Source organism: Allobosea sp. LjRoot9 (assembly GCF_964252745.1).
Classification (GTDB): Bacteria; Pseudomonadota; Alphaproteobacteria; order Rhizobiales; family Beijerinckiaceae; genus Allobosea.
Genome location: NZ_CAXUPC020000001.1, coordinates 1,478,286 through 1,498,812, shown reverse-complemented (window position 1 = coordinate 1,498,812; position 20,527 = coordinate 1,478,286). Strand labels below are relative to the sequence as shown.

Below are 20,527 nucleotides of genomic sequence, written 5' to 3'. Positions count from 1 at the left end.
TCAATTCCCCTCGAAGACCGGCTTCTGCTTGTTGGCGAAGGCGTGGTAGGCGCGGGTGAAATCCTCGGTCTGCATGCATAGAGCCTGCGCCACGGCCTCTGCCTCGATCGCGCTCTCGACCGACATCGCCCATTCCATTTCGAGCATGCGCTTGGTCATGGCGTTGGCGAAGGTCGGCCCGTCGGCGAGCTCGGCGGCGAGCACCTGGGCGTCAGCGAGCAGGCTCTCCTTGGTCACGAGCCGGTTGAGGAACCCCCAGCGTTCGGCGTCCTCGCCCTTCAACACGCGGCCGGTGTAGAGCAGTTCGGCTGCGCGTCCCTGGCCGACGATGCGCGGTAGCATCGCGCAGGCGCCCATGTCGCAGCCGGCCAGGCCGACGCGGTTGAACAGGAAGGCAATCTTGGCCTCGGCCGTGCCCAGCCGCAGATCCGACGCCATCGCCATGATCGCACCCGCGCCGGCGCAGATGCCGTCGATCGCGGCGATGACAGGCTGCGGGCAGGCGCGCATCGCCTTGACCAGTTCGCCGGTCATGCGGGTGAACTTCAGCAGCTCCTTGGTCTCCATCGCGACCAGAGGCCCGATGATTTCGAAGACGTCGCCGCCTGAGGAGAAGTTACCGCCGGCGCCGGTGACGACGATCGCCTTGACGTCCTCTTCCTTCTGCGCGGCGAGGAAGAAATCGGTGAGTTCGCGGTAGCTTGCGAAGGTCAGCGGATTCTTTTTCTCAGGTCGATTCAGCGTCACCGTCGCGACCTTGCCGGCGACGTTCAGTTGGAAATGCGCCGGCGTGAAATCCGCCAGCGGCAAGGTCGTGGCGTTGGCGAGGCTCATGCTTTGTCTCCGTTGGCTGCCTTGTCTCCATTGGCGCGCTGCGCGATGGCCGCATGCAGGGAGGTCTTGGTGCGGCCGAGCAACCGGAACAATTGCGTGGTCTCGGCATGGTCGAGCCCGGCAAAAAGCTCCGCGATCCAGCCCTCATGCCGCTCGGCCATCGCCTTGAAGGCTTTGCGCCCCTGCGCCGTCAGCGTCAGCACCTGCACGCGCCGGTCCTGCGCGGCGGCGCGCTTGTCGACGAGCCCGTCGGCCAGCAGGCCGGCGACGACGGCGGTGACGTTGCCGTTCGAGACCATCAATCGCTGCGAGACCTCGCCGACGGTCATGCCGGTGGTCGATTTCTCGAGCTGCGCCATCAGGTCGAAGCGCGGCAGCGTCGTCTTGAACTCCTCGCGCAGGCGGTTGCGGATCTCGGTCTCGATCAGGGTCGAGCAGGTCAGCATTCTGAGCCAGAGCCGCAATTCGTCCTTGTGATCGCCGGGGCGTTCGCTGGCCTTGGTCTCGCGGTCGAGCACGAGGCTGGGGGAGGGCGTTTCCATGGCCTAGAACTCCCCGCCATTGATCAGGATCGATTGTCCGGTGATAGATTGGCTGGCCGGCCCGCAGAGATAGAGCACGGCGGCCGCAACCTCCTGCGGCGCGATCAAGCGCCCCTGCGGATTATCCTTCACCAGTTGCGCCAGCGCCTGCTCGTCGGTGAGGCCGGTCTTGCTGGTAATCGCGCTGATGCTGCCTGCAACCATGTCGGTGTCGGTGTAGCCCGGGCAGATCGCGTTGACCGTGACGCCGGCGCGCGCCGTTTCCAGCGCGAGCGAGCGGACGAGGCCGATCACGGCATGTTTGGCGGCGGCATAGGCCGAGACATAGGCGTAGCCGCGATGCCCGGCGGTCGAGGCGATCGCGATCAAGCGGCCGTTGCGGCGCTCCAGCATGCCGGGCAGCACCGCGTGGAAGGCGTTGACCGTTCCGATCAGGTTGATCTCGTTCATGCGCCGGAAGCGCTCGGCATCGCTGCGTGTGAACGGCCCGGTCTCGACTGCGCCGGCATTGGCGATGGCGATGTCGAAAGGCCGGGCTTGGGGCTGGATTTGCGCCAAGGTGGCAGCGGCGGCGGCAGTCGCGGCCTCGTCGCGGATATCGCAGGACATGAACGCGTCGGCGTCGCCGGCCTCGACCGCCTCTTGCAGAACCTTCGCGTCGCGCCCGATGATGCTGACGCGGGCGCCCTCGCGCTTCAGTGCGGCTGCGACGGCGCGGCCGATGCCGCGCCCACCGCCTGTCACCAGTGCATGCTGTCCTGCCAGACCCATCCTGAGCGACCTCCTGATGAATCAATATATTTTAGGTCTAAAGGAATTTGCAAGCGCCCTGATCGTTGTGGAGGCGGGCGAAGAAATCACAGGGAAACTGCCGCGCATTGGCCGCGTGTGATCAGATACGACGCCCGTCGTTCGATTTTTCGGTGAACGAAATGAACCTCTTGAGATAAAATTATTTTAGACCTAAAATAATTTTACAGCCCATGTTTCGGAGGTCATGATGCGCATCGCGGTCGTTGGTGGCGGACCCGCCGGGCTCTATTTCGCGCTCCTGATGAAGCGCGACTGGCCGCAGCTCGAGGTCACGGTCTTCGAGCGCAACCAGCCCGACGACACCTTCGGCTTCGGCGTCGTCTTCTCAGACCAGACGCTCGACACCTTCAAGGCGGCCGATGCGACAAGCTATGCCGCGATCCGCGACAATTTCGCATACTGGGACGATGTCGAGATCCATTTCAAGGACAGCGTCCAGCGCGTCTCCGGTAACGGCTTCTGCGGCTGCTCGCGCCGTTCTCTGCTCATGCTGGTGCAGGCTCGCGCCCGCGAACTCGGCGTCGATCTTCGTTTCGGCGAGGAGGCTGCCGATATCGAAGCGCTGAAGCGCGACTACGATCTCGTCGTCGCCGCCGACGGCATCAACAGCCGGATCCGCGAGGGCTGGCGCGAGCGCTTCCTGCCTGAGACCGACCTGCGGCCCAACATCTTCACCTGGATGGGATCGACCCGCCCCTTCGACGCCTTCAACTTCTTCTTCAAGGAAACCGAATTCGGGCTCTTCATCGCCCATTGCTACCAATATGAGGTCGGCCGCTCGACCTGGGTGCTGGAGACCGATCCCGAGACCTTCGCCAGGGCCGGGCTCGACAAGCTGGGCGAAGCGGAATCGGCCGCCTTTCTCGAAGGCGTCTTCGCCGAGGAGCTGCAGGGCCACAAGCTGGTCACCAATCGCTCGCTCTGGCGGAATTTCCCGATGATCCGCTGCCGCAACTGGGTTTCGGAGAACGTCGTTCTGATCGGCGACGCCAAGGCGACGGCGCATTTCTCGATCGGCTCGGGCACCAAGCTTGCGATGGAAGACGCGATCGCCCTGCACAAGGCCTTCGGCAAGGCGCAGCTGAATGTCGCTGAAGCTCTTGCACTGTTCGAGCGCACGCGCCGCGAGGAGGTCGAGAAGACGCAGCACGCGGCCGATGTCTCGCTGGTCTGGTTCGAGCAGTTGCGCCGCTTCTGGGATTTCGACCCGCTGCGTTTCGCCTTCGGCCTGATGACGCGCTCCAAGGCGATCACCTATGACAATCTGGCCTTGCGGGCGCCGGGCTTCGTCGCGGCGATCGACAAGCTGGTCGCGCAGGAGCTTGGCCCGCTCGCCCGCACCCGCAAGGACGGTGCTCCCGTGCCGCCGGCCTTCCAGCCGCTCAAGCTGCGCGAGATGCAGGTCGAGAACCGCATGGTGCTCTCGCCGATGTGCCAGTATTCGGCTGGGGATGGCCTGCCCAATGATTGGCACCTGATGCATTACGGCTCGCGCGCCATTGGCGGCCCCGGGCTGATCTTCACCGAGATGACCTGCGTGGCAGCCGATGCGCGCATCACGCCGGGCTGCGCCGGGCTTTACACCGACGCGCAGGAAGCCGCCTGGGCTCGAATCGTCGACTTCGTCCATGCCAATTCGGTGGCGAAAATCTGCCTCCAGCTCGGCCATGCCGGGCGTAAGGGCGCAACCAAATTGATGTGGGACGGCATGGACAAGCCGCTGGAGGAGGGCGCCTGGCCGATCATCTCGGCCTCGCCCTTGCCCTATTACCCCGAGAGCCAGATTCCGAACGAGATGAGCCGCTCCGACATGGGCCGGGTCAAGGCCGAGTTCGTCGCGGCAGCGCAGCGTGGCGAGCGCGCCGGCTTCGACATGTTGGAGCTGCACTGCGCCCATGGCTATCTGCTGGCGAGCTTCCTCTCGCCGCTGACCAATCACCGGACGGATGAATTTGGCGGCTCGGTCGAGAACCGCCTGCGCTACCCGCTCGAGGTCTTCCGCGCCCTGCGCGAAGCCTGGCCACAGGAGAAGCCGATGTCGGTGCGCATTTCCGCAACCGACTGGAAGGCGGGTGGCGTGACCCCGCAGGACATGATCGCGATCTCCACGGCCTTCGCGGAGGAGGGCTGCGACCTCGTCGATGTCTCGACCGGGCAGACGGTCAACGACAGCCGTCCGATCTATGGCCGCATGTTCCAGACGCCGTTCTCCGACCAGATCCGCAACGAGGCCCGGGTCGCGACCATGTGCGTCGGCAACATCACCACGGCCGACCAGGTCAACACCATCATCGCTTCGGGCCGCGCCGACCTCGTCGCGCTCGGCCGGCCGCATCTGGCCGATCCCTCCTTCGTGCTGCGCGCCGCTGCCTGGTATGGCGTCGATGTCGCCCAGCCGGTGCAGTATCAGCCGGGCAAGGACCAGCTCATGCGCAACACCCCGCGCGAGCGCGAGGAAAGCGAAGCGCTGAAGCTCAAGGCCAAGCCGAGCCGCCACGCGGTCTCGGTCTAATCAAGGGACCCGAGCCGCCACGCAGTCTTGGCCTGAAGCCGGCGCGGGAGGAACATCCGGTGTGCCCGCCTGTTTCTTGAGTATCACAGTCCCGGCCAGAAGGACCGACATGCTCGCCACCACCCGTTCGCTCGTCGCCGCGATAGCCGTCGCGACCGGCTCTTTCGCCGCGCTCGCCCAGGGGGCGGTCACGCCGACGCAATCGCCCTCGGCCGTCGCACCGCAATCCAACAGCGGGCTCGGCCCGGTGACGACGCATCCCTCGCAGGTCGACAGGGGCCAGAACATGATTCTGCCATCGGCCGGGAGTTCCGGACAGTCTGCCGCGCCGACCATGATCTATGATTGCAAGGCCAAGCCGCAGGACTGCACGACGCCCGCGACGCCTGCCGACAAGGCAACGGCTCCGCAAATTTCCGCTCCGCCTGCAACGACGACCCCGTAGCGCAGCAGAGTCCGATTGCGCGGACGCGTGTCGGCCGGAGTGTTTCTCCCTGTTGATTGCGCAGATGCAAGGTTGAGATTGGGCGATGGGGGCTTCCGCTGGCGGCGGGAGGGGCTATCTCCAGCGCAGACAGCGGGCCGATCCGGCCTGGCGCCCAATCATGAGGTTCCCGATGAAGCTCACCGGCATTCACCACGTCACTGCCATCTCGGCCGATGCGCCGGGCAACCGCCGCTTCTATGCCGAGACGCTGGGCATGCGGCTCGTCAAGAAGACAGTGAACCAGGACGACACCTCGGCCTATCACCTGTTCTATGCCGATGGCGCCGGCTCGCCTGGATCGGACCTGACCTTTTTCGACTGGCCTGCCTCACCGGCCCGGCGTGGCACGCATTCGATCAATCGCACCTCGCTGCGTGTCGCCAATGAGGCGTCGCTGGAGTGGTGGCGCGAGCGTCTGACCAAGGCCGGCGTCAAGGTTTCAGACATCCGCGCGATCAATGGCCGCTCAGCCGTCGATTTCGAGGATCCGGAGGGCCAGCGCCTGACCTTGCTCGCAGATGGCGGCGAGATCCCCTTCGTCGTCTGGGAGAAGAGCCCGGTTCCCGCCGAGCATCAGATCCGCGGGCTCGGGCCCGTCACCATCTCGGTGCCGAAGCTCGAGCGCACTGAGGTCGTGCTGACCCAGCTTCTCGGCCTAGAACGCATCGCGTCCTATCGCGATGCTGCCCATGCCAGCGGCGAGATCCATGTCTTCAAGATCGGGGAGGGTGGTCCGGCTGCCGAGCTGCATGTCGCAGTCGAGCCCGATGCGCCGCAGGCGCGCGAAGGGGCAGGCGGCGTGCATCACCTCGCGCTGCGCACGCCGACCTTCGCCGATTACGACGCCTGGGCGGAGCGCCTCAAGGCGGCCGGCTATCCCAATAGCGGCAAGGTCGACCGCTTCTACTTCCGCTCGCTCTATCTGCGTGAGCCGAACGGCATCCTGATCGAGATCGCCACTGACGAGCCCGGCTTCTCCGCCGATGAGCCGGCCGAGACGATGGGCGAGAAGCTCGCCCTGCCGCCCTTCCTGGAGTCGAAGCGGGCGCAGATCGAGGCAGGGCTGAAGCCACTCTGACAGGCTGGAAGAACTTCAACGCGCCGACTTATGAGGCGCGGCGGACCAGATCGGGCCGCCGCGCCTTTTTTGTCGCAAATTGCCGCGTTCGATTCACCCGCAATTAACCACGCAGGATTTTACTGAACTCAGTCGAGTTGCTGGCTTCCCTGCATGGACGATCAGCGCCTGTCTCAGTCTGTGCTCTTGTTCGAGCACGGCGGCGAAACGGTCGCTTTGGGTTCGTTCACTGGGGTAAGCGGCGTGTTGCGTTGTTGAGTTGAGAGCGCCGCCCCATGTCGGACCAAGGCTACAGGCCGCGTGCAGTCAGGTTGCGCTCGCGCGCCCGGCTGCGCCGCAAGGTGTTGCTCCAGCTTGCCTTCGTCGCAGCCACCACCGCACTTGGTTTCCTGGCGATGGATGGATCGCAGGATAGGCCGGCGACACATGATGCGAGGTCTGTGCGGACGGCGGCTGCGTCGCTGCAAAAGACAGAGACAGCAAGAGTTTACAGCAATCTGCTGAATTCCGAATTCAAGCTCGGCCCTGCGCCCACCACGCTCGCGCGCAGCGCACCGCTGGATGCGGGCTTCTACGTCAACACGCCGCTGCAGACGGCTTCGCTCGCGCCTGCCGCCCTGTCGCAGCCAATCGTTTCGGCCTCGGTTGCCATCGTCCCGCGCGACGTGGACACAACCGGCAGCATTGCGCCTACGGCATCTCCTTCGACCGGGTCGGTGTCGGAAATTCTCAAGACCCCTGCAGCACCCAGGCTCGCGCCCGGCGCGCCGCTGCCGATCGCACGGCCGTCTGAGCTCAAGCTTCCCGAGACCCGCGAGCCGCCGGCCATCGTGCTGCGCCAGCCGGCGCGCCGGCCCAAGGTCGCCTCCGCGCCTGCGCAAGCGCCGGATAACCGTTCATTCTTCGAAAAATTCTTCGGCGTGCCACCGCAGCCGGCCGGGCCCGCTCTTGCCTACGCGGCGCCCGAGGATGATGTCGTCGACCGTTCACGCGGACGCCGGCTCAGCCCCGGCACGGCGCCGTCGTTCGGTTCGGCGCAGGCGACGGCGATCTACGACATCAGCGCGCGCACGGTCTACATGCCCAATGGCGATCGCCTGGAGGCGCATTCAGGCCTCGGCGACAAGATGGACGACCCTCGTTTCGTCCATGTCCGCATGCACGGCGCCACGCCGCCGCATACTTATGATCTGACCGAGCGCGAGGCGCTGTTCCATGGCGTGCGGGCGCTGCGTCTCAATCCCGTCGGCGGCAGCGGCGCGATCCATGGCCGCGCCGGCCTCCTGACCCACACCTATCTGCTCGGCCCCAACGGCGATTCGAATGGCTGCGTGTCGTTCAAGGACTACGACAAATTCCTGCAGGCCTATCTGCGCGGCGAAGTGAAGCGCCTGGTTGTCGTCGCCAGCAGGAGCTGACGCCGCCGCCCATTAGCCCTTGGCGGTGGCCTTCGGTTTCGCCGCTGCCTTGGCGGGCGCCTTTGCCTTTGCCTTTGCAGCGGCCTTGGGCTTGGCCGAGGATTTCGCGGCAGCCTTGGCGGGTGCCTTCGTCTTCGCCGCAGCCTTTGGCTTCCCACCGCCCTTGACGCCGCTGGCCTCGGCCTTGGCGTTGACGAGTTCGACCGCCTGTTCGAGCGTGATCGCCTCTTGCGTCATCGCCTTGGGCAGGGTCGCATTGACCTTGCCCCAGTTGACGTAAGGGCCGTATTTGCCGGCGCGGACGACGAGCTTGCCGCCGCCCGGGTGCTCCCCGAGATCGCGCCCCGGCACGGCTGCGCCGCGCCCGAAACGGCTGCCGCCGCCGCCGCTCTCCTTGGCGACGATCAGGTCGATGGCGCGGTTGCCGCCGAGTTCGAGGATATCGTCATCCTTGTCGATATTGGCGTAGGTCTTGCCGTGCTGGACATAGGGCCCGTAGCGGCCGATGCCGACGAGGATCGGCTCGCCGCTCTCGGGATGCTTTGCGACCTCCCTTGGCAGCGCCAGCAGCGCCAGCGCCTTCTCCAGCGTCACGCTGGCCGCGCTCATGCCCTTGGGCAGGCTGGAGCGCTTGGGCTTTTCACCCTCGCCGAGCTGGATATAGGGCCCGAAGCGGCCATCACGCAGCGTGACGTCGACCTCCGTAACCGGATCCTTGCCGAGAATGCGCACGCCCGGCGCACCCTGGCCGCCTTCGGCGGTGGCTTCGCCATCAGCCGCGGAGACGGTCAGCGGCCGGGTGTAGCGGCATTCCGGATAGTTCGAACAGCCGACGAAGGCGCCGAACTTGCCGAGCTTGAGCGAGAGCGTACCGGTGCCGCAGACCTGGCAGGAGCGCGGATCGCCGCCATCCTCGCGCGCCGGGAAGACATGGGCGCCGAGCACGCCGTTCAGCGCCTCCAGCACCTCGGTGACGCGCAGATCCTTGGTCTCGCCGATCGATTTGGTGAACTCTTCCCAGAATTCGCGCAGCAGCACTTTCCAGTCGATCTCGGCGTTGGAGACCCGGTCGAGCTGCTCCTCGAGATTCGCCGTGAAGTCGAACTCGACATAGCGCTTGAAGAAGCTCTCCAGGAACGCCGTCACCAGCATGCCCTTGTCCTCGGGGACGAGGCGCTTCTTCTCGATGCGCACATATTCGCGGTCGCGCAGGGTCGACAGCGTCGCGGCATAGGTCGAGGGCCGGCCGATGCCGAGCTCTTCCATGCGCTTGACGAGGCTGGCCTCCGAATAGCGCGGCGGCGGCTCCGTGAAGTGCTGGTCGGCCGCGATGGCGCGCTTCTCGAGCAGCTCGCCATCCTTCATCGCCGGCAGCTTCTTGGAGTCCTCGTCCTCCTCGTCGTCGCGGCTCTCCTGATAGAGCGTCAGGAAGCCGTCGAAGAGCACGACCTGGCCGGTGGCGCGCAGTTCCAGATTGCGCGTCCCGACCTTGGCCGCAATGTCGACCGTGGTGCGTTCGAGCGAGGCCGATTCCATCTGGCTGGCGATGGTGCGCTTCCAGATCAGTTCGTAGAGCTTGGCCTGCTCGGGTTCGAGATGGCGCGCGACCATGGCCGGCAGGCGGCCGAGATCGGTCGGCCGGATCGCCTCATGGGCCTCCTGCGCGTTCTTGGCCTTGACCGTGTATTTGCGCGGTACGCCGGGAACATAGGCGTCGCCGAACTCCTTGCCGATGACGTGCCGGGCGGCGGTGATGGCCGAGCCGTCCATGTCGACGCCGTCGGTTCGCATATAGGTGATGAGGCCGACGGTCTCGCCGCCGATGTCGACGCCCTCATAGAGCCGCTGCGCCAGTTGCATCGTCCGCGCCGGGGCGAGGCCCAGCTTGCGCGAGGCCTCCTGTTGCAAGGTCGAGGTCTGGAAGGGCGGATAGGGGTGGCGCTTGACGGGCTTGGCCTCGACATTCGCCACGCTGAAGGCGGCAGTCTCCAGTGCCGCCTTGAAGGCGCGCGCCTCGTCGCCTGTGCCGATGTCGAGCCGGGTGATCTTCTTGCCGTCGGCGCCGACGAGCCGTGCGTCGAAGACGCCGCCCGCGCTGGTGGCAAGCGTGGCCACCAGCGACCAGTATTCGCGTGCCCGGAAGGCCTCGATCTCGCGCTCACGGTCGCAGACGATGCGGAGCGCGACCGACTGGACACGGCCGGCCGAGCGCGCACCGGGCAATTTGCGCCAGAGCACGGGGGAGAGCGTGAAGCCGACGAGATAGTCGAGCGCCCGGCGTGCCAGATAGGCGTCGACCAGCGCCTGGTCGACCTGGCGCGGGTTGGCGAGCGCCTTCTGCACTGCGTCCTTGGTCACGGCGTTGAAGGTGACACGCTCGACGGGAATGCCCTTGAGCGCCCGCTTGGCGTTCAGCGCTTCCAGCACGTGCCAGGAGATGGCCTCGCCCTCGCGGTCCGGGTCGGTTGCGAGGATCAGCTTGTCGGCGCCCTTCAGCGCCTTGACGATCTCGGCGACCTGCTTGGCGCCACGCCCCTCGATCTCCCACTTCATCGCGAAGTCCTGCTCGGGCTCGACGGAGCCGTCCTTGGCGGGCAAGTCGCGGATATGCCCGAACGAGGCGATGACCTCGTAATCCGAGCCGAGATATTTGTTGATCGTCTTGGCCTTGGCCGGCGACTCGACGACGAGGAGCTTCATGGTGCGTTTCAGTCTCAATGGGCGAAGGACGGGGCCGGGCAAAGCACAGGGAAAGCACGTTATGTGCCTGCCTGGCGAAGCTTGGCGCAGGGCGCGTTGATAGCGGTTCGGAATGGCGCGCGAAAGTGGTTCACGCCGTTCTCTCTGTCAAACGCCGATTATGCTTTGCCCGGGCGGGTGGAGGCCTTACCGGGGGCGCTGGCGTTCGACGACGATGAGCGGAGGATATCGTGTCTGTACACAGCTTGATCAAGCGCCGGACCGCGCAGGACATCCAGATACGCAAATCCGGCGAGCCGATCGTCTCTCTGACCGCCTATACCGCCGCGATGGCGGGCATCGTCGACGAGGTCGCCGATTTCATCCTGGTCGGCGATTCGCTCGGCATGGTGGTCTATGGGCTCGACAGCACCGTTCCGGTGACGCTGGAGATGATGATCCTGCATGGCCAGGCCGTGATGCGCGCGACGCGCCAGGCCCTCATCGTGGTCGATATGCCCTTCGGCAGCTACGAGGAAAGCCGCGAGCAGGCCCTGCGCAACGCCGCCCGCATCCTCAAGGAGACCGGTTGCGGCGCGGTCAAGCTCGAAGGCGGCGCGCGCATGGCGCAGACGATCCGCTTCCTGGTCGAGCGCGGCGTGCCCGTCATGGGCCATATCGGGCTGACGCCGCAGGCCGTCAACACGCTCGGCGGCTTCAAGGCACAGGGCCGCAGCAAGGCGCAGTGGCCGGCCATTCTCGCAGATGCCGATGCGGTCGCGCAGGCGGGCGCCTTCGCGATGGTGATCGAGGCTGTCGCCGAACCGCTGGCCGCGCAGATCACTGAGGGGGTCGGCATCCCGACCATCGGCATCGGCGCGTCCGCGGCTTGCGACGGCCAGATCCTCGTCCTCGACGACATGCTCGGCCTGACCGGGCGCGTGCCGAAATTCGTGAAAACCTATGGCAATCTCGCCGCTGAGGTGAGGCAGGCGATCACCGGCTATGCCGACGACGTCCGGGCCCGCCGATTCCCCGGGGCCGATCACGTCTACAGCGTGAAGGCGGAGTGAGGCTCCAGAGCATTTTCGAGCGAAGTGGACACCGGTCCGCGTGAAGACAATGCGATAAAGCAAGGAGGTCGAGCATTTCCGCAATTCGGAGAAACGCGGAAATGCTCTAGTTGCAGCCCTCGGGAAGCTCCGTCGCCCGCAGGGTTTCGGGGCCGCTTTTGGAGGAATTGCCCATTGGATGCTTGACGTTCCAGCGGCCGGAGCCGTCGAGCTTCAATGTGCCTTTGCCGTCTTGCAATTCCAGCGCATAGCTGCCGCTGCCATAGAACTGGGCCCCGACCATCCGTCCGTTATAGGCGTAGGTTCCCGTCTTCTCGCCGTTCGGCGTGAATTGGAAATTGGCATTCGGCGAGGTTTTGACTGTGAATGCCTCTGCCGAATCGCAGACCTTGTCGGAGAATTTCAGGTCGTCGACCTGGCCGGCGACGCTGAAGGCCAGGGCGCAGCGAACCTCGATTCCGAGTAGGCTCTCAGGCGTCGGGCCCGGGCTGCCGGAGGTGATCTTGGTTTTCTTCTGCTTCAGCACGCGCCGGATCTCGCCGGCCAGCACCTCGATCTGGGCCCTATAGGCCTTCACTTCGTCCTCGGCCTGTTCATAGGCATGGCGCTCGTTGAATGCGTAGAAGCCCAGTCGCTGGCATGTATCGCGATGTGCGGCCTCATGGACCTGAAGCGCCTTCGCAATCCCGTCGCAGACGCTTCCTTGTGTCGTCGCCTGCTTCATCGCGGCTTCGTTCTCGGGTGCACACAGATCCTTGCCGGCCTTGCGGTGTTTTTCCTCGATCTCGCGGCGCAGCGGAAGGTCGGGCTGAGTGTAGTCGTTCACCCATTTTGTTGCTTCCGGAATGCCTTCCTTCTCCCGGTTGTTGGCGGCGTTGTCGCGCAGCTGTGCTCCGCGCGGTACGAATTTGATCTCCTGCGGGGCCCCCGGCGTCGGCGGGGGGAGGCCATCCCGTGCGCTGCCCGGCGCTGGTTTCTCGCCCTTTTTGGGCGGAGCTTCGAAGGCCTCGTAATCCCGCCGTGCAGCGTTGACGGCGAAATCCTTCGGCGGGGCGCCGTATTTCTCGCGCAGATCGTGGGCCTTGGCGGCGTGCTTGTCGCGCAGCGTCAGGGCGAGCTTCAATTCATTCTGCAAGGATTTCAGCCCTTCGCAGGTGCAGGCGGCGGCCTTTGCCTCGCTACCTGCCGTCACAAGGATCGCGCTCAGCAGCGCAAGCGCGGGCCGTTTCATGAAAACTCCCCTGTCTCAGCGTTGGGCTCATCTGACATGACCTAGCGGTAGACGACAATATGCAGCACCGCCTTGCGCGCGCCACGACTCGCGCCTAAACACCCGTCTTCAAATGACATCGCCAGCACCGCTCTACCCGCACCGCCACCTCCTCGGCATCGAGGGGTTGTCCCATCTGGACATCGAGGCGCTGTTGGACAGGGCCGACACCTATGTCGCGCTCTCCCGGCAGGTCGAAAAGAAGACGGCGACCCTGCGCGGCCGCACCCAGATCAACCTGTTCTTCGAGCCCTCGACCCGAACGCAGGCCTCCTTCGAGCTCGCCGGCAAGCGGCTCGGCGCCGATGTCATGAACATGTCGGTCGCCTCCTCTTCGGTGAAGAAGGGCGAGACGCTGATCGACACCGCCGCGACGCTGAACGCGATGCGGCCCGATATCCTGGTGGTGCGCCATCATGCGGCCGGTGCGGTCAATCTTTTGGCCCGCAAGGTCGATTGCTCCGTGGTCAATGCCGGCGATGGCGCCCATGAGCACCCGACGCAGGCGCTTCTCGACGCGCTCACCATCCGCCGCAACAAGGGCCGCATCGCCGGGCTGACGGTAGCGATCTGCGGCGACATCCTGCATTCGCGCGTCGCCCGCTCCAACATCATCCTCCTGAACGCGCTCGGCGCGAAAGTCCGCCTGATCGCACCCTCGACCCTGCTGCCGGCCGGCATCGAGCGCATGGGCGTTACTGTCTTCACCGACATGAAGAAGGGGCTGGAAGGCGCTGACATCGTGATGATGCTGCGCCTGCAGCTCGAACGTATGCATGGCGCGTTCGTGCCGTCTCCAAAGGAGTATTTCCGCTATTTCGGCCTCGATCGCGACAAGCTCGACGCGGCTCAGCCGAATGCGCTCGTGATGCATCCAGGCCCGATGAATCGCGGTGTCGAGATCTCCTCCGAGGTCGCCGACGGCGCACAGTCCTTGATCCGCGAACAGGTCGAGATGGGCGTCGCCGTCCGCATGGCCGTACTCGATGCACTCGCCCAGCACCTGCCGAATGGCTGAGCGCAGTGGATCTCGCCCTTGCCCTGCTGCTGAAGCTGATGCGCCGGGTCCGATACGTCTTCGTGGCGCTCTATCTCGTCGTCTCGGCCGGGTTCCTCTACGCCGAGCCGCGCTCGGGCTGGACCTGGTTCATCGTCGTCGCGGGCGCTGTTTTATGTCTGGCCTTCTGGGGGCTGGTGGGCTTCTGGACTTATGCCTTCGCGCGCAGGCAGAGCCGTGACGGCAGGAATGGAACCGACCATGGCTGAACTTCAGGACATCGCGATCGTCAACGCCCGGCTCATCGATCCGGCGACGGGACGCGACCAGCGCGGTTCGCTTCTCATCCGGTCGGGCCTGATCGTGGATGTCGTCTGGGGCGGCGCCCCCCCGACCGTCGCGGAAGGCACGCATCTGATCGATGCGGGCGGCCTGGTTCTGGCGCCGGGGCTGGTCGATCTGCGCGCCTTTCTCGGCGAGCCGGGGGCCGAATTCCGCGAGACGCTCGGCACCGGCTCGCAAGCCGCCGCTGCGGGCGGCGTCACCACGGTGGTCTGCCGGCCCGATACCGATCCGCCGATCGACGATCCCGCGATCATCGACTTCATCAAGCGCCGCGCCCGCGACAAGGCGATCGTCAACGTTCTGCCTTCGGCAGCCCTGACCAAGGGTATGCTGGGCAAGGAGATCACCGAGTTCGGCCTGTTGCTGGAAGCCGGTGCTGTGGCCTTCGGCGATGGCGCCAAGGCAGTCCGCAATCCGCAATTGCTGCGCCGGGCGATGATTTACGCCCGCGATTTCGACGCGCTGTTGATGAACCATGTCGAGGATCCCGATCTGCGCGGTTCGGGCGTCATGAACGAGGGCGAGTTCGCCAGCCGCAAGGGGTTGCCGGGCATCCCCCACGAGGCCGAGACCGTGATGCTGGAGCGCGACATCCGGCTCGCGCGGGCGACCGGCTCGCGCTACCACGCGGCGATGATTTCCTGCGCGGAATCGGTCGAACTGGTGCGCCGGGCCAAGGCATCGGGACTGCGCGTCACCTGCGGCGTCTCGATCAACAACCTGACGCTGAACGAGAACGATGTCGGGGACTATCGCACCTTCTGCAAGGTCTCCCCGCCGCTGCGCCATGAGCAGGAACGCCTCGCCATGGTCGCGGCGCTGGCCGAGGGCGTCATCGACGTCGTGGTGTCCGATCATGATCCCCAGGACGTCGAGACCAAGCGCCAGCCCTTTGCGGAAGCCGCCGACGGCGCGCTCGGCATCGAGACCTTGCTGCCGGCCGCCCTGCGCATGGTCCATGCCGGGCAGATCGGCCTCGCCACGCTGCTGGCTTCGCTCTCGGCGAGGCCGGCCGGCTTGCTGGGCCTGCCCGGCGGCCGGCTTGCGGTGGGCGCGCCCGCAGACCTCGCTCTGTTCGATCCCGATGCCCCGCATGTCGTCGACAAGCGCAAGCTCAAATCGCGCGCCAAGAACTCGCCTTTCGACGAGGCCAAGCTCGAAGGGCTGGTGCGCACGACACTGGTCGCGGGCAGGGTGGTCTATCACGACGACGCGGTCTAAAAGCGTTTTCGAGCGAAGTGGATACCGGTTCGCGTGAAGAAAACGCGTTAAAGCAATGATCGATTCCAGGAGTTGAGAGCATTGCTCCTACGAAAAACCGGTACCCACTTTTTCGCGCAATGCTCTAAGCTCCCGCATGCGGGCTGAGACGAGAGGGGCGGCATGCCGGACTGGATGAATTTGGGCCTGTCATGGCCCCCTGTCTGTGCGGCCCTCGCCATCGGCTATCTGCTCGGCTCGATTCCCTTCGGGATCATCCTGACGCGCCTGTCGGGCGGGCCGGATCTGCGCAGCATCGGCTCGGGTAATATCGGCGCGACCAATGTACTGCGCACCGGCAACAAGAAGCTCGCAGCCCTGACGCTGGCCGGCGACATGCTCAAGGGCACGGCGGCGGTGCTGCTCGGCGCCTATCTCGTCGGCGGCAAGAGCGCCGCCCTGCTGGCAGGGTTCGGAGCGTTTCTCGGCCATCTCTTCCCGGTCTGGCTGCGCTTTCGTGGCGGCAAGGGTGTCGCCACCTATCTCGGTATCCTGATCGGGTTGAAATGGCCGATTGCTGTCACTTTTGCCGCGATATGGCTCAGCGTCGCCTATCTCAGCCGGTATTCCTCGGTCTCGGCGCTGCTGGCGAGCGTGCTGGCGCCGCTCCTGCTCTGGTTCTGGGCGCATGAATATCAGATGGCGGCAGTGATGGCGCTGCTCACCGTGCTGCTCTGGTTCATGCACCGGGAGAACATCGCGCGGCTGCTCGGCGGCCGCGAAGGCAAGATCGGCCAGAAGGACTGAACGGGCATGGCTGGCGTCGCCCTCACCGATCGCCAGCGCCTGGATTGGCTGAGACTGATCCGCAGCGAAAGCGTCGGCCCGCGCACCTTCCGCGCCTTGATGAACCGCTTCGGCGGGGCGGCCGCAGCGCTTGAAGCCCTGCCGGATCTCGCACGGCAGTCCGGCCGCACGCTGCGGCTCTGCACGCCGGCCGAGGCGGAGCGTGAGTTTGCGGCTCTACAGCATCAGGGTGGCCGTTTGATCGCCCTGGGCGAGGCGGCCTATCCGAAGCCCTTGCAGGCGATCGATTCGGCCCCGCCTTTGCTGGCAGTGATTGGGGCTGCTGATGCACTGCTGCGGCCTTGCGTTGCGCTCGTCGGCTCGCGCAACGCTTCCGCCGCCGGGCAGAAATTCACAGCCAGGCTGGCGCGCGATCTTGGGGAGGCGGGTTTCGTCGTGGTCTCGGGGCTGGCGCGCGGCATCGACACCGCAGCCCATGAAGCGAGCCTTGGGACTGGAACGATCGCCGTGCTGGCTGGCGGTCTCGACGAGGTCTATCCGCCTCAAAATGAGCCGTTGTTCCGGCGGCTTCTGGAGAGCGGCGCCGGGATCAGCGAGATGCCGATGGGCTGGGCTCCGCGCGGGCGCGACTTTCCGCGCCGCAACCGGCTCGTCTCCGGGCTGTCGTTGGGAACCGTGGTGGTCGAAGCGGCACGCAAATCGGGCTCGCTAATCACGGCGCGATTCGCCAATGAGCAAGGCCGGCAGGTTTTCGCGGTTCCCGGTTCGCCGCTCGATCCGCGCGCCGAGGGTGGCAACCACCTGATTCGTGAGGGCGCGACGCTTTGTGCGGAAGCCGCTCACGTCATCGAGGCGCTGCTGCCGCTGGTCGAGTTCGAACAGTGGCCTGGCGGCGGCGGAGCCGTGATGCGGGATGGCGCGGGAGAGGCTCCGCCCCAGGCGCTGTGGGACGAGCTCGATCTGCCTGGGATTACGCCCGCGCCGAAGACGGAACTCCCGGCGGAGACGGCTTGGCAGGACAAGGCGTGGCAGGACAAGGCCCTGCCGTCGGAGACGAGCGATCAGGGCATCAACCTGCTCGATCTGCTTGGGGCGGCGCCGATCTCGATCGACGATCTCGTTCGCGCCAGCGGCCGTTCCGCCCGCGACGTCAGCCGGGAGCTTCTGGAGCTGGAGCTTTCAGGCACGGTCTTGCGGCAGCCGGGCGGCTTGCTGACGCGCCTGATGCCCTGAGGTGGGATCGCGTGGCGCGAAGGCTGTCAGTGATCGGGGCGGCAACGCTCGGTCTGGTGGCTCGCCTCCTGGCGCGTTAGTTCGAGGAAATAGACCAGATGCCGCAGATCGGCGGCGCGCGCCATCGTGCCGAGTTCGATGAGCAGCAATTCGATATAGTGCGAGACCTCGAACTGGAGCTGGCGCTGCTGGGCGACGCAGCCATTGATCGCGCCGGCCGGCGCAGCGGCCATGGGAGACGAAGCTTCGCCGCCCTTGCGGGGCTGGGTTCCGGGGAGGGCTTGGCCGGGTTCGGCAGCTGCAGTCACGTCCATGCCTCCATAGGGTGCGGCGTCATGATATTGCAACCTGGAGTTTAAAAAAGATTGACTTGAGCTATCCCTGCTCCTTGCGAGGCCGCATCAGGGTCGTGCCGGCTTCGCGCTTGAGCTGGATGGATGCTTCGAGCCGCGCCATGTCCAGGAAAAAGGCGAGGCTCTCCATATCGGCGGATTTAGCCATCCGGAGCAGCTCGGCGCTCATGCGCTCGATGTAGAGCAGGGTCGCCTGCTGCAATTCGGAGAGCTGTGGCTCTTCGGCGAGATGACTATCCTAAACGTGGCAGAGGTCGCTCAGGTGAGGATGAGCACCGCCAGCGGCAGGGTACCGAGCGCGAGCAAGGTCTGCATCGTCGTGATCTCGGCCATCAGCGGCGCGTCTCCGCCGAGGTCGCGCGCCAGGAAATAGGCGGCCGTGGCGGTCGGGACGGCGGCGGCGACCACCGTCATCGTCAGGGCGGGCCCCGAGACGCCGAGCTGCCGGGCGAGCGTCCAGGCCAGCACCGGCATGACGACGAGCTTGAGCGCGATGGCCAGGCCATGAGCGAGCCGGGGCTTGGCGAGGCGGCCCAGATCGAGCCCGGCCCCGACCACCAACAGCCCGATGCCGAGCGCCGCGCGGCCCAGGATATCGACATAGGTCGCAACCGCGACCGGGAGCATCCACTGCAACTGGTTGAGGATCAGCCCGAGCGCCGACGACCAGATGAAGGGATTGAGCGCGACCGAGCGTATCGTTGCACCTGGGCTCATCGGCTGTCCGTTGGCGTAGCGCGCCAGTACGATCACGCACATCACGTTCAGCAGCGGGATCATCGCCGCGACCGCGATCGCCATCATCGTCGCGCCGTCGCGGCCCAGGAGCCCCGAGGCGAGCGCCAGGCCAACAAAGGTATTCCAGCGCACCGAGCCCTGGAAGATCGAGGTGAAGGCCGGACCCTCGATCCCGAGACGTCGCAGCAGGGGGCGGCTCAACAAAAGCGCCGCGGCGACGCAGAGTATGGTCAGGATCAGGCTCAGGCCCATCGCCAGGACGGGCAGGCGGCTCAGATCGGCGACAGCCAGGGTATGGATCACGACCGCGGGGAACAGCACCTGATAGGTCAGGCGCTCGACGCCGCTCCAATGCGTCGCCGTGACGAAGCCCGCGGTCTTGAGGCCCCATCCCGTTGCGATCACCAGGAAGACGGCGACGAGGCTGTTGATCATCGGGCTCATGTCGCGGGCGGATCCAGGTGGCGGCTGCCGGTCGCGGCGGGCTGGGGCGCCCGAAATCGGAACAAGCGGCCGAGACGCTCGTTGTTGAGACCAAGAGCATCGTCAAGGCGGGTCATTCTCCTGTCATGGCGATGAGGCCCGGACAAGGGCGCAGAGGAATGGGCGGCCTGCTGTCGCCGCAATACTGCCGCGATTGGTTCAGGCCGTGTTCAATTCGGCGCAGGCATCTTGTGGATGCTGCTGCTGACCACCTCAGGAGATACCATCATGGCTTCCAAGAGGACTGTTTTCATCGCGGGCGTGACGGCTGCGGCTATCGCAGGCGCAGGGCTCGTGACTCCTGCCTTCGCAAGCGAGACGCGACTGCGTGTCGATGCGCAGAGGCTCGATGCGGCCCCGGCCGAATACAGCTATTATCGCGGCCATCGTCGCGGTTGGCATGGTGGGCGCGGTGCGGCCGTCGCTGGTGCGGTTGGCCTCGGCCTCCTCGGTGCGGCGGCGATCGCTTCGAGCCGCCCGGCCTATGCCGATCCCTATGACGGCTATGACGACGGCTACTATGCCCCGCGCCGCCCGGTCTATTACGAGCCGGCGCCGGTCTATGAGGAGGCTCCAGTCTACGCCCCGCGCTACCAGTACTATCAAGGTGGCTACGACTCACGCTATCGCTCCCGTAACGGATCGGTCGACCCGTCTCGCGGCGGTCGCTGACACACATGGGCAGGCCCGGCCGGAAAGGCCGGGCCTGCCGACATGACTGGAAAAAATTCGATGTCTTACGATCGCAAGGCGATATGGCTTTGCCTTGGCCTCGTCGTGTCCGCCATTGGCGGAGCCGGCTCGGCCTCGGCCCAGTATAATCGCGGCTATGACCGCGATCCCGATTATGATCGGCGTGAGCGCTACGAGCGCAGGGACCGCTATGATCGGCGCGATGGTTACCGCCGCGATGATCGCGGCGGCTACGATCGTCGGGCGCGCGGTTATGATCAGGGAGCTGGACCGGGCAGGGGCAACAACAACCCGCGCGGGACCCAGCAGGATCTGATCAGGCGCGGGCTCCTCGGGACCCCGTAAATCAGGCCTTTTAGCGCGCCTAACGCGCCGCGTCGGCTCCATCCGGCGCGGCGTCGTCATGTCCGGCATCGCCCGGCTCCATGCGCATCAACCGGTCGAGCGCACCCTGCAAGATGTAGGCGGCAGCCATCTTGTCGACGACCTCGGCCCGCTTGGCGCGCGAGGCGTCGGCGAACAGCAGGGTGCGGGTGACGGCCATGGTCGACATGCGCTCGTCCCAATAGGCGATCGGCAGCGGCGTGAGCGGCGCCAGATTGCGCACGAAAGCGCGCGTCGACTGAACGCGCGGTCCTTCCGAGCCGTCCATGTTGAGCGGCAGGCCGATGATCAGCCCTGCGACGGCATGGCTCTGCGCGATCTTGATCAGGGCCGCCGCATCGAGCCCGAACTTGACCCGACGGATCGTCTCCAAAGGCGTCGCGATCTGCCGTTCGACGTCGGACAAGGCGAGCCCGATCGTCTTGGTGCCGAGATCGAGCCCGAGCAGTCGGGCATGGTCGGGCAGGTCCAGGAAGGTTTCGAGCGGCACGACATTGCTTGACATGCCATGGCCGGTAGCACGCGCCGCCCATCGAGGCGAGCGGCGCGTGGCCGCGCGGCTAGAGCGTTTCCGATCCAATCGGATCG

Annotated in this window: 21 protein-coding genes; 12 read left to right on the top strand and 9 right to left on the bottom strand. The window is 65.8% G+C overall.

What is annotated here, in order from left to right:
• From ACSQ3P_RS07000 to ACSQ3P_RS06990, 3 genes are read right to left on the bottom strand one after another with little or no spacing between them, the layout of a single operon-like run.
• Complete coding sequence (locus ACSQ3P_RS07000; RefSeq protein WP_436164844.1) at positions 1-834, bottom strand: enoyl-CoA hydratase family protein; 834 nt, start codon at positions 832-834, stop codon at positions 1-3.
• Entirely contained in the window at positions 831-1,376 is a 546-nt protein-coding gene (locus ACSQ3P_RS06995; protein WP_436164843.1) for a MarR family winged helix-turn-helix transcriptional regulator, read from the bottom strand. Before ACSQ3P_RS06995 ends, ACSQ3P_RS07000 begins: the two co-directional genes overlap by 4 nt.
• Positions 1,377-1,379: 3 nt before the next feature.
• A complete protein-coding gene (locus ACSQ3P_RS06990; RefSeq protein WP_436164842.1) occupies positions 1,380-2,147 on the bottom strand; it encodes an SDR family NAD(P)-dependent oxidoreductase in 768 nt (255 codons plus the stop codon).
• Positions 2,148-2,376: 229 nt separating this feature from the next.
• Between ACSQ3P_RS06990 and ACSQ3P_RS06985 the strand changes: the two genes are divergently transcribed.
• The 4 genes from ACSQ3P_RS06985 to ACSQ3P_RS06970 all read left to right on the top strand — a co-directional run bounded on the left by ACSQ3P_RS06985 (position 2,377) and on the right by ACSQ3P_RS06970 (position 7,684).
• Positions 2,377-4,701 carry a bifunctional salicylyl-CoA 5-hydroxylase/oxidoreductase gene (locus ACSQ3P_RS06985; protein WP_436164841.1) on the top strand — a complete coding sequence of 775 codons (2,325 nt, stop codon included), beginning with the start codon at positions 2,377-2,379 and terminating at the stop codon, positions 4,699-4,701.
• Between the two features lie 109 nt (positions 4,702-4,810).
• Positions 4,811-5,146, top strand: a complete 336-nt coding sequence (locus ACSQ3P_RS06980) for a hypothetical protein (protein ID WP_436164840.1) — start codon at positions 4,811-4,813, stop codon at positions 5,144-5,146.
• A gap of 172 nt (positions 5,147-5,318) precedes the next feature.
• A complete protein-coding gene (locus tag ACSQ3P_RS06975; protein WP_436164839.1) occupies positions 5,319-6,266 on the top strand; it encodes a ring-cleaving dioxygenase in 948 nt (315 codons plus the stop codon).
• Positions 6,267-6,541: 275 nt separating this feature from the next.
• On the top strand, positions 6,542-7,684 hold the full coding sequence (locus ACSQ3P_RS06970) for a tlde1 domain-containing protein (protein ID WP_436164838.1): 1,143 nt from the start codon (positions 6,542-6,544) through the stop codon (positions 7,682-7,684).
• A gap of 12 nt (positions 7,685-7,696) precedes the next feature.
• Here the strand turns inward: ACSQ3P_RS06970 and topA are convergent, their stop codons facing one another.
• On the bottom strand, positions 7,697-10,384 hold the full coding sequence (gene topA, locus ACSQ3P_RS06965) for a type I DNA topoisomerase (RefSeq protein WP_436164837.1): 2,688 nt from the start codon (positions 10,382-10,384) through the stop codon (positions 7,697-7,699).
• A 230-nt stretch (positions 10,385-10,614) separates the two neighbouring features.
• Here topA and panB point away from each other — a divergent pair, with 230 nt between their 5' ends.
• On the top strand, positions 10,615-11,436 hold the full coding sequence (gene panB / locus ACSQ3P_RS06960) for a 3-methyl-2-oxobutanoate hydroxymethyltransferase (RefSeq protein WP_436164836.1): 822 nt from the start codon (positions 10,615-10,617) through the stop codon (positions 11,434-11,436).
• 106 nt (positions 11,437-11,542) lie between these two features.
• On the opposite strand, the gene ACSQ3P_RS06955 is transcribed toward panB, so the two are convergent.
• The gene (locus ACSQ3P_RS06955) at positions 11,543-12,559 is read right to left on the bottom strand and encodes a hypothetical protein (RefSeq protein WP_436164835.1); all 1,017 of its coding nucleotides are present in this window, start codon (positions 12,557-12,559) and stop codon (positions 11,543-11,545) included.
• A gap of 220 nt (positions 12,560-12,779) precedes the next feature.
• Here ACSQ3P_RS06955 and ACSQ3P_RS06950 point away from each other — a divergent pair, with 220 nt between their 5' ends.
• The 5 genes from ACSQ3P_RS06950 (at position 12,780) to dprA (ending at position 17,288) form a co-directional block, all read left to right on the top strand.
• Positions 12,780-13,724, top strand: a complete 945-nt coding sequence (locus ACSQ3P_RS06950) for an aspartate carbamoyltransferase catalytic subunit (RefSeq protein WP_436164834.1) — start codon at positions 12,780-12,782, stop codon at positions 13,722-13,724.
• Positions 13,725-13,729: 5 nt separating this feature from the next.
• The gene (locus tag ACSQ3P_RS06945) at positions 13,730-13,972 is read left to right on the top strand and encodes a hypothetical protein (protein ID WP_436164833.1); all 243 of its coding nucleotides are present in this window, start codon (positions 13,730-13,732) and stop codon (positions 13,970-13,972) included.
• A complete protein-coding gene (gene pyrC / locus ACSQ3P_RS06940) occupies positions 13,965-15,269 on the top strand; it encodes a dihydroorotase (protein ID WP_436164832.1) in 1,305 nt (434 codons plus the stop codon). The genes ACSQ3P_RS06945 and pyrC overlap by 8 nt, the downstream gene beginning before the upstream one ends.
• A 162-nt stretch (positions 15,270-15,431) precedes the next feature.
• On the top strand, positions 15,432-16,055 hold the full coding sequence (gene plsY / locus ACSQ3P_RS06935) for a glycerol-3-phosphate 1-O-acyltransferase PlsY (RefSeq protein ID WP_436164831.1): 624 nt from the start codon (positions 15,432-15,434) through the stop codon (positions 16,053-16,055).
• Positions 16,056-16,061: 6 nt separating this feature from the next.
• Positions 16,062-17,288 carry a DNA-processing protein DprA gene (dprA, locus tag ACSQ3P_RS06930; RefSeq protein WP_436164830.1) on the top strand — a complete coding sequence of 409 codons (1,227 nt, stop codon included), beginning with the start codon at positions 16,062-16,064 and terminating at the stop codon, positions 17,286-17,288.
• Positions 17,289-17,314: 26 nt separating this feature from the next.
• Here the strand turns inward: dprA and ACSQ3P_RS06925 are convergent, their stop codons facing one another.
• The 3 genes from ACSQ3P_RS06925 to ACSQ3P_RS06915 all read right to left on the bottom strand — a co-directional run bounded on the left by ACSQ3P_RS06925 (position 17,315) and on the right by ACSQ3P_RS06915 (position 18,823).
• On the bottom strand, positions 17,315-17,521 hold the full coding sequence (locus tag ACSQ3P_RS06925; protein WP_436164829.1) for a hypothetical protein: 207 nt from the start codon (positions 17,519-17,521) through the stop codon (positions 17,315-17,317).
• A gap of 142 nt (positions 17,522-17,663) precedes the next feature.
• A complete protein-coding gene (locus ACSQ3P_RS06920; RefSeq protein ID WP_436164828.1) occupies positions 17,664-17,810 on the bottom strand; it encodes a hypothetical protein in 147 nt (48 codons plus the stop codon).
• A gap of 89 nt (positions 17,811-17,899) precedes the next feature.
• Positions 17,900-18,823, bottom strand: a complete 924-nt coding sequence (locus ACSQ3P_RS06915; protein WP_436164827.1) for an AEC family transporter — start codon at positions 18,821-18,823, stop codon at positions 17,900-17,902.
• 267 nt (positions 18,824-19,090) lie between these two features.
• Here ACSQ3P_RS06915 and ACSQ3P_RS06910 point away from each other — a divergent pair, with 267 nt between their 5' ends.
• Together ACSQ3P_RS06910 and ACSQ3P_RS06905 are read left to right on the top strand one after the other, a co-directional pair.
• The gene (locus ACSQ3P_RS06910) at positions 19,091-19,534 is read left to right on the top strand and encodes a hypothetical protein (protein ID WP_436164826.1); all 444 of its coding nucleotides are present in this window, start codon (positions 19,091-19,093) and stop codon (positions 19,532-19,534) included.
• Positions 19,535-19,594: 60 nt separating this feature from the next.
• On the top strand, positions 19,595-19,900 hold the full coding sequence (locus ACSQ3P_RS06905) for a hypothetical protein (RefSeq protein WP_436164825.1): 306 nt from the start codon (positions 19,595-19,597) through the stop codon (positions 19,898-19,900).
• Between the two features lie 19 nt (positions 19,901-19,919).
• On the opposite strand, the gene ruvX is transcribed toward ACSQ3P_RS06905, so the two are convergent.
• Positions 19,920-20,444 (bottom strand): Holliday junction resolvase RuvX, encoded by a 525-nt coding sequence (gene ruvX, locus ACSQ3P_RS06900; protein WP_436164824.1) that lies wholly within the window; start codon positions 20,442-20,444, stop codon positions 19,920-19,922.
• Positions 20,445-20,527 lie beyond the last annotated feature (83 nt).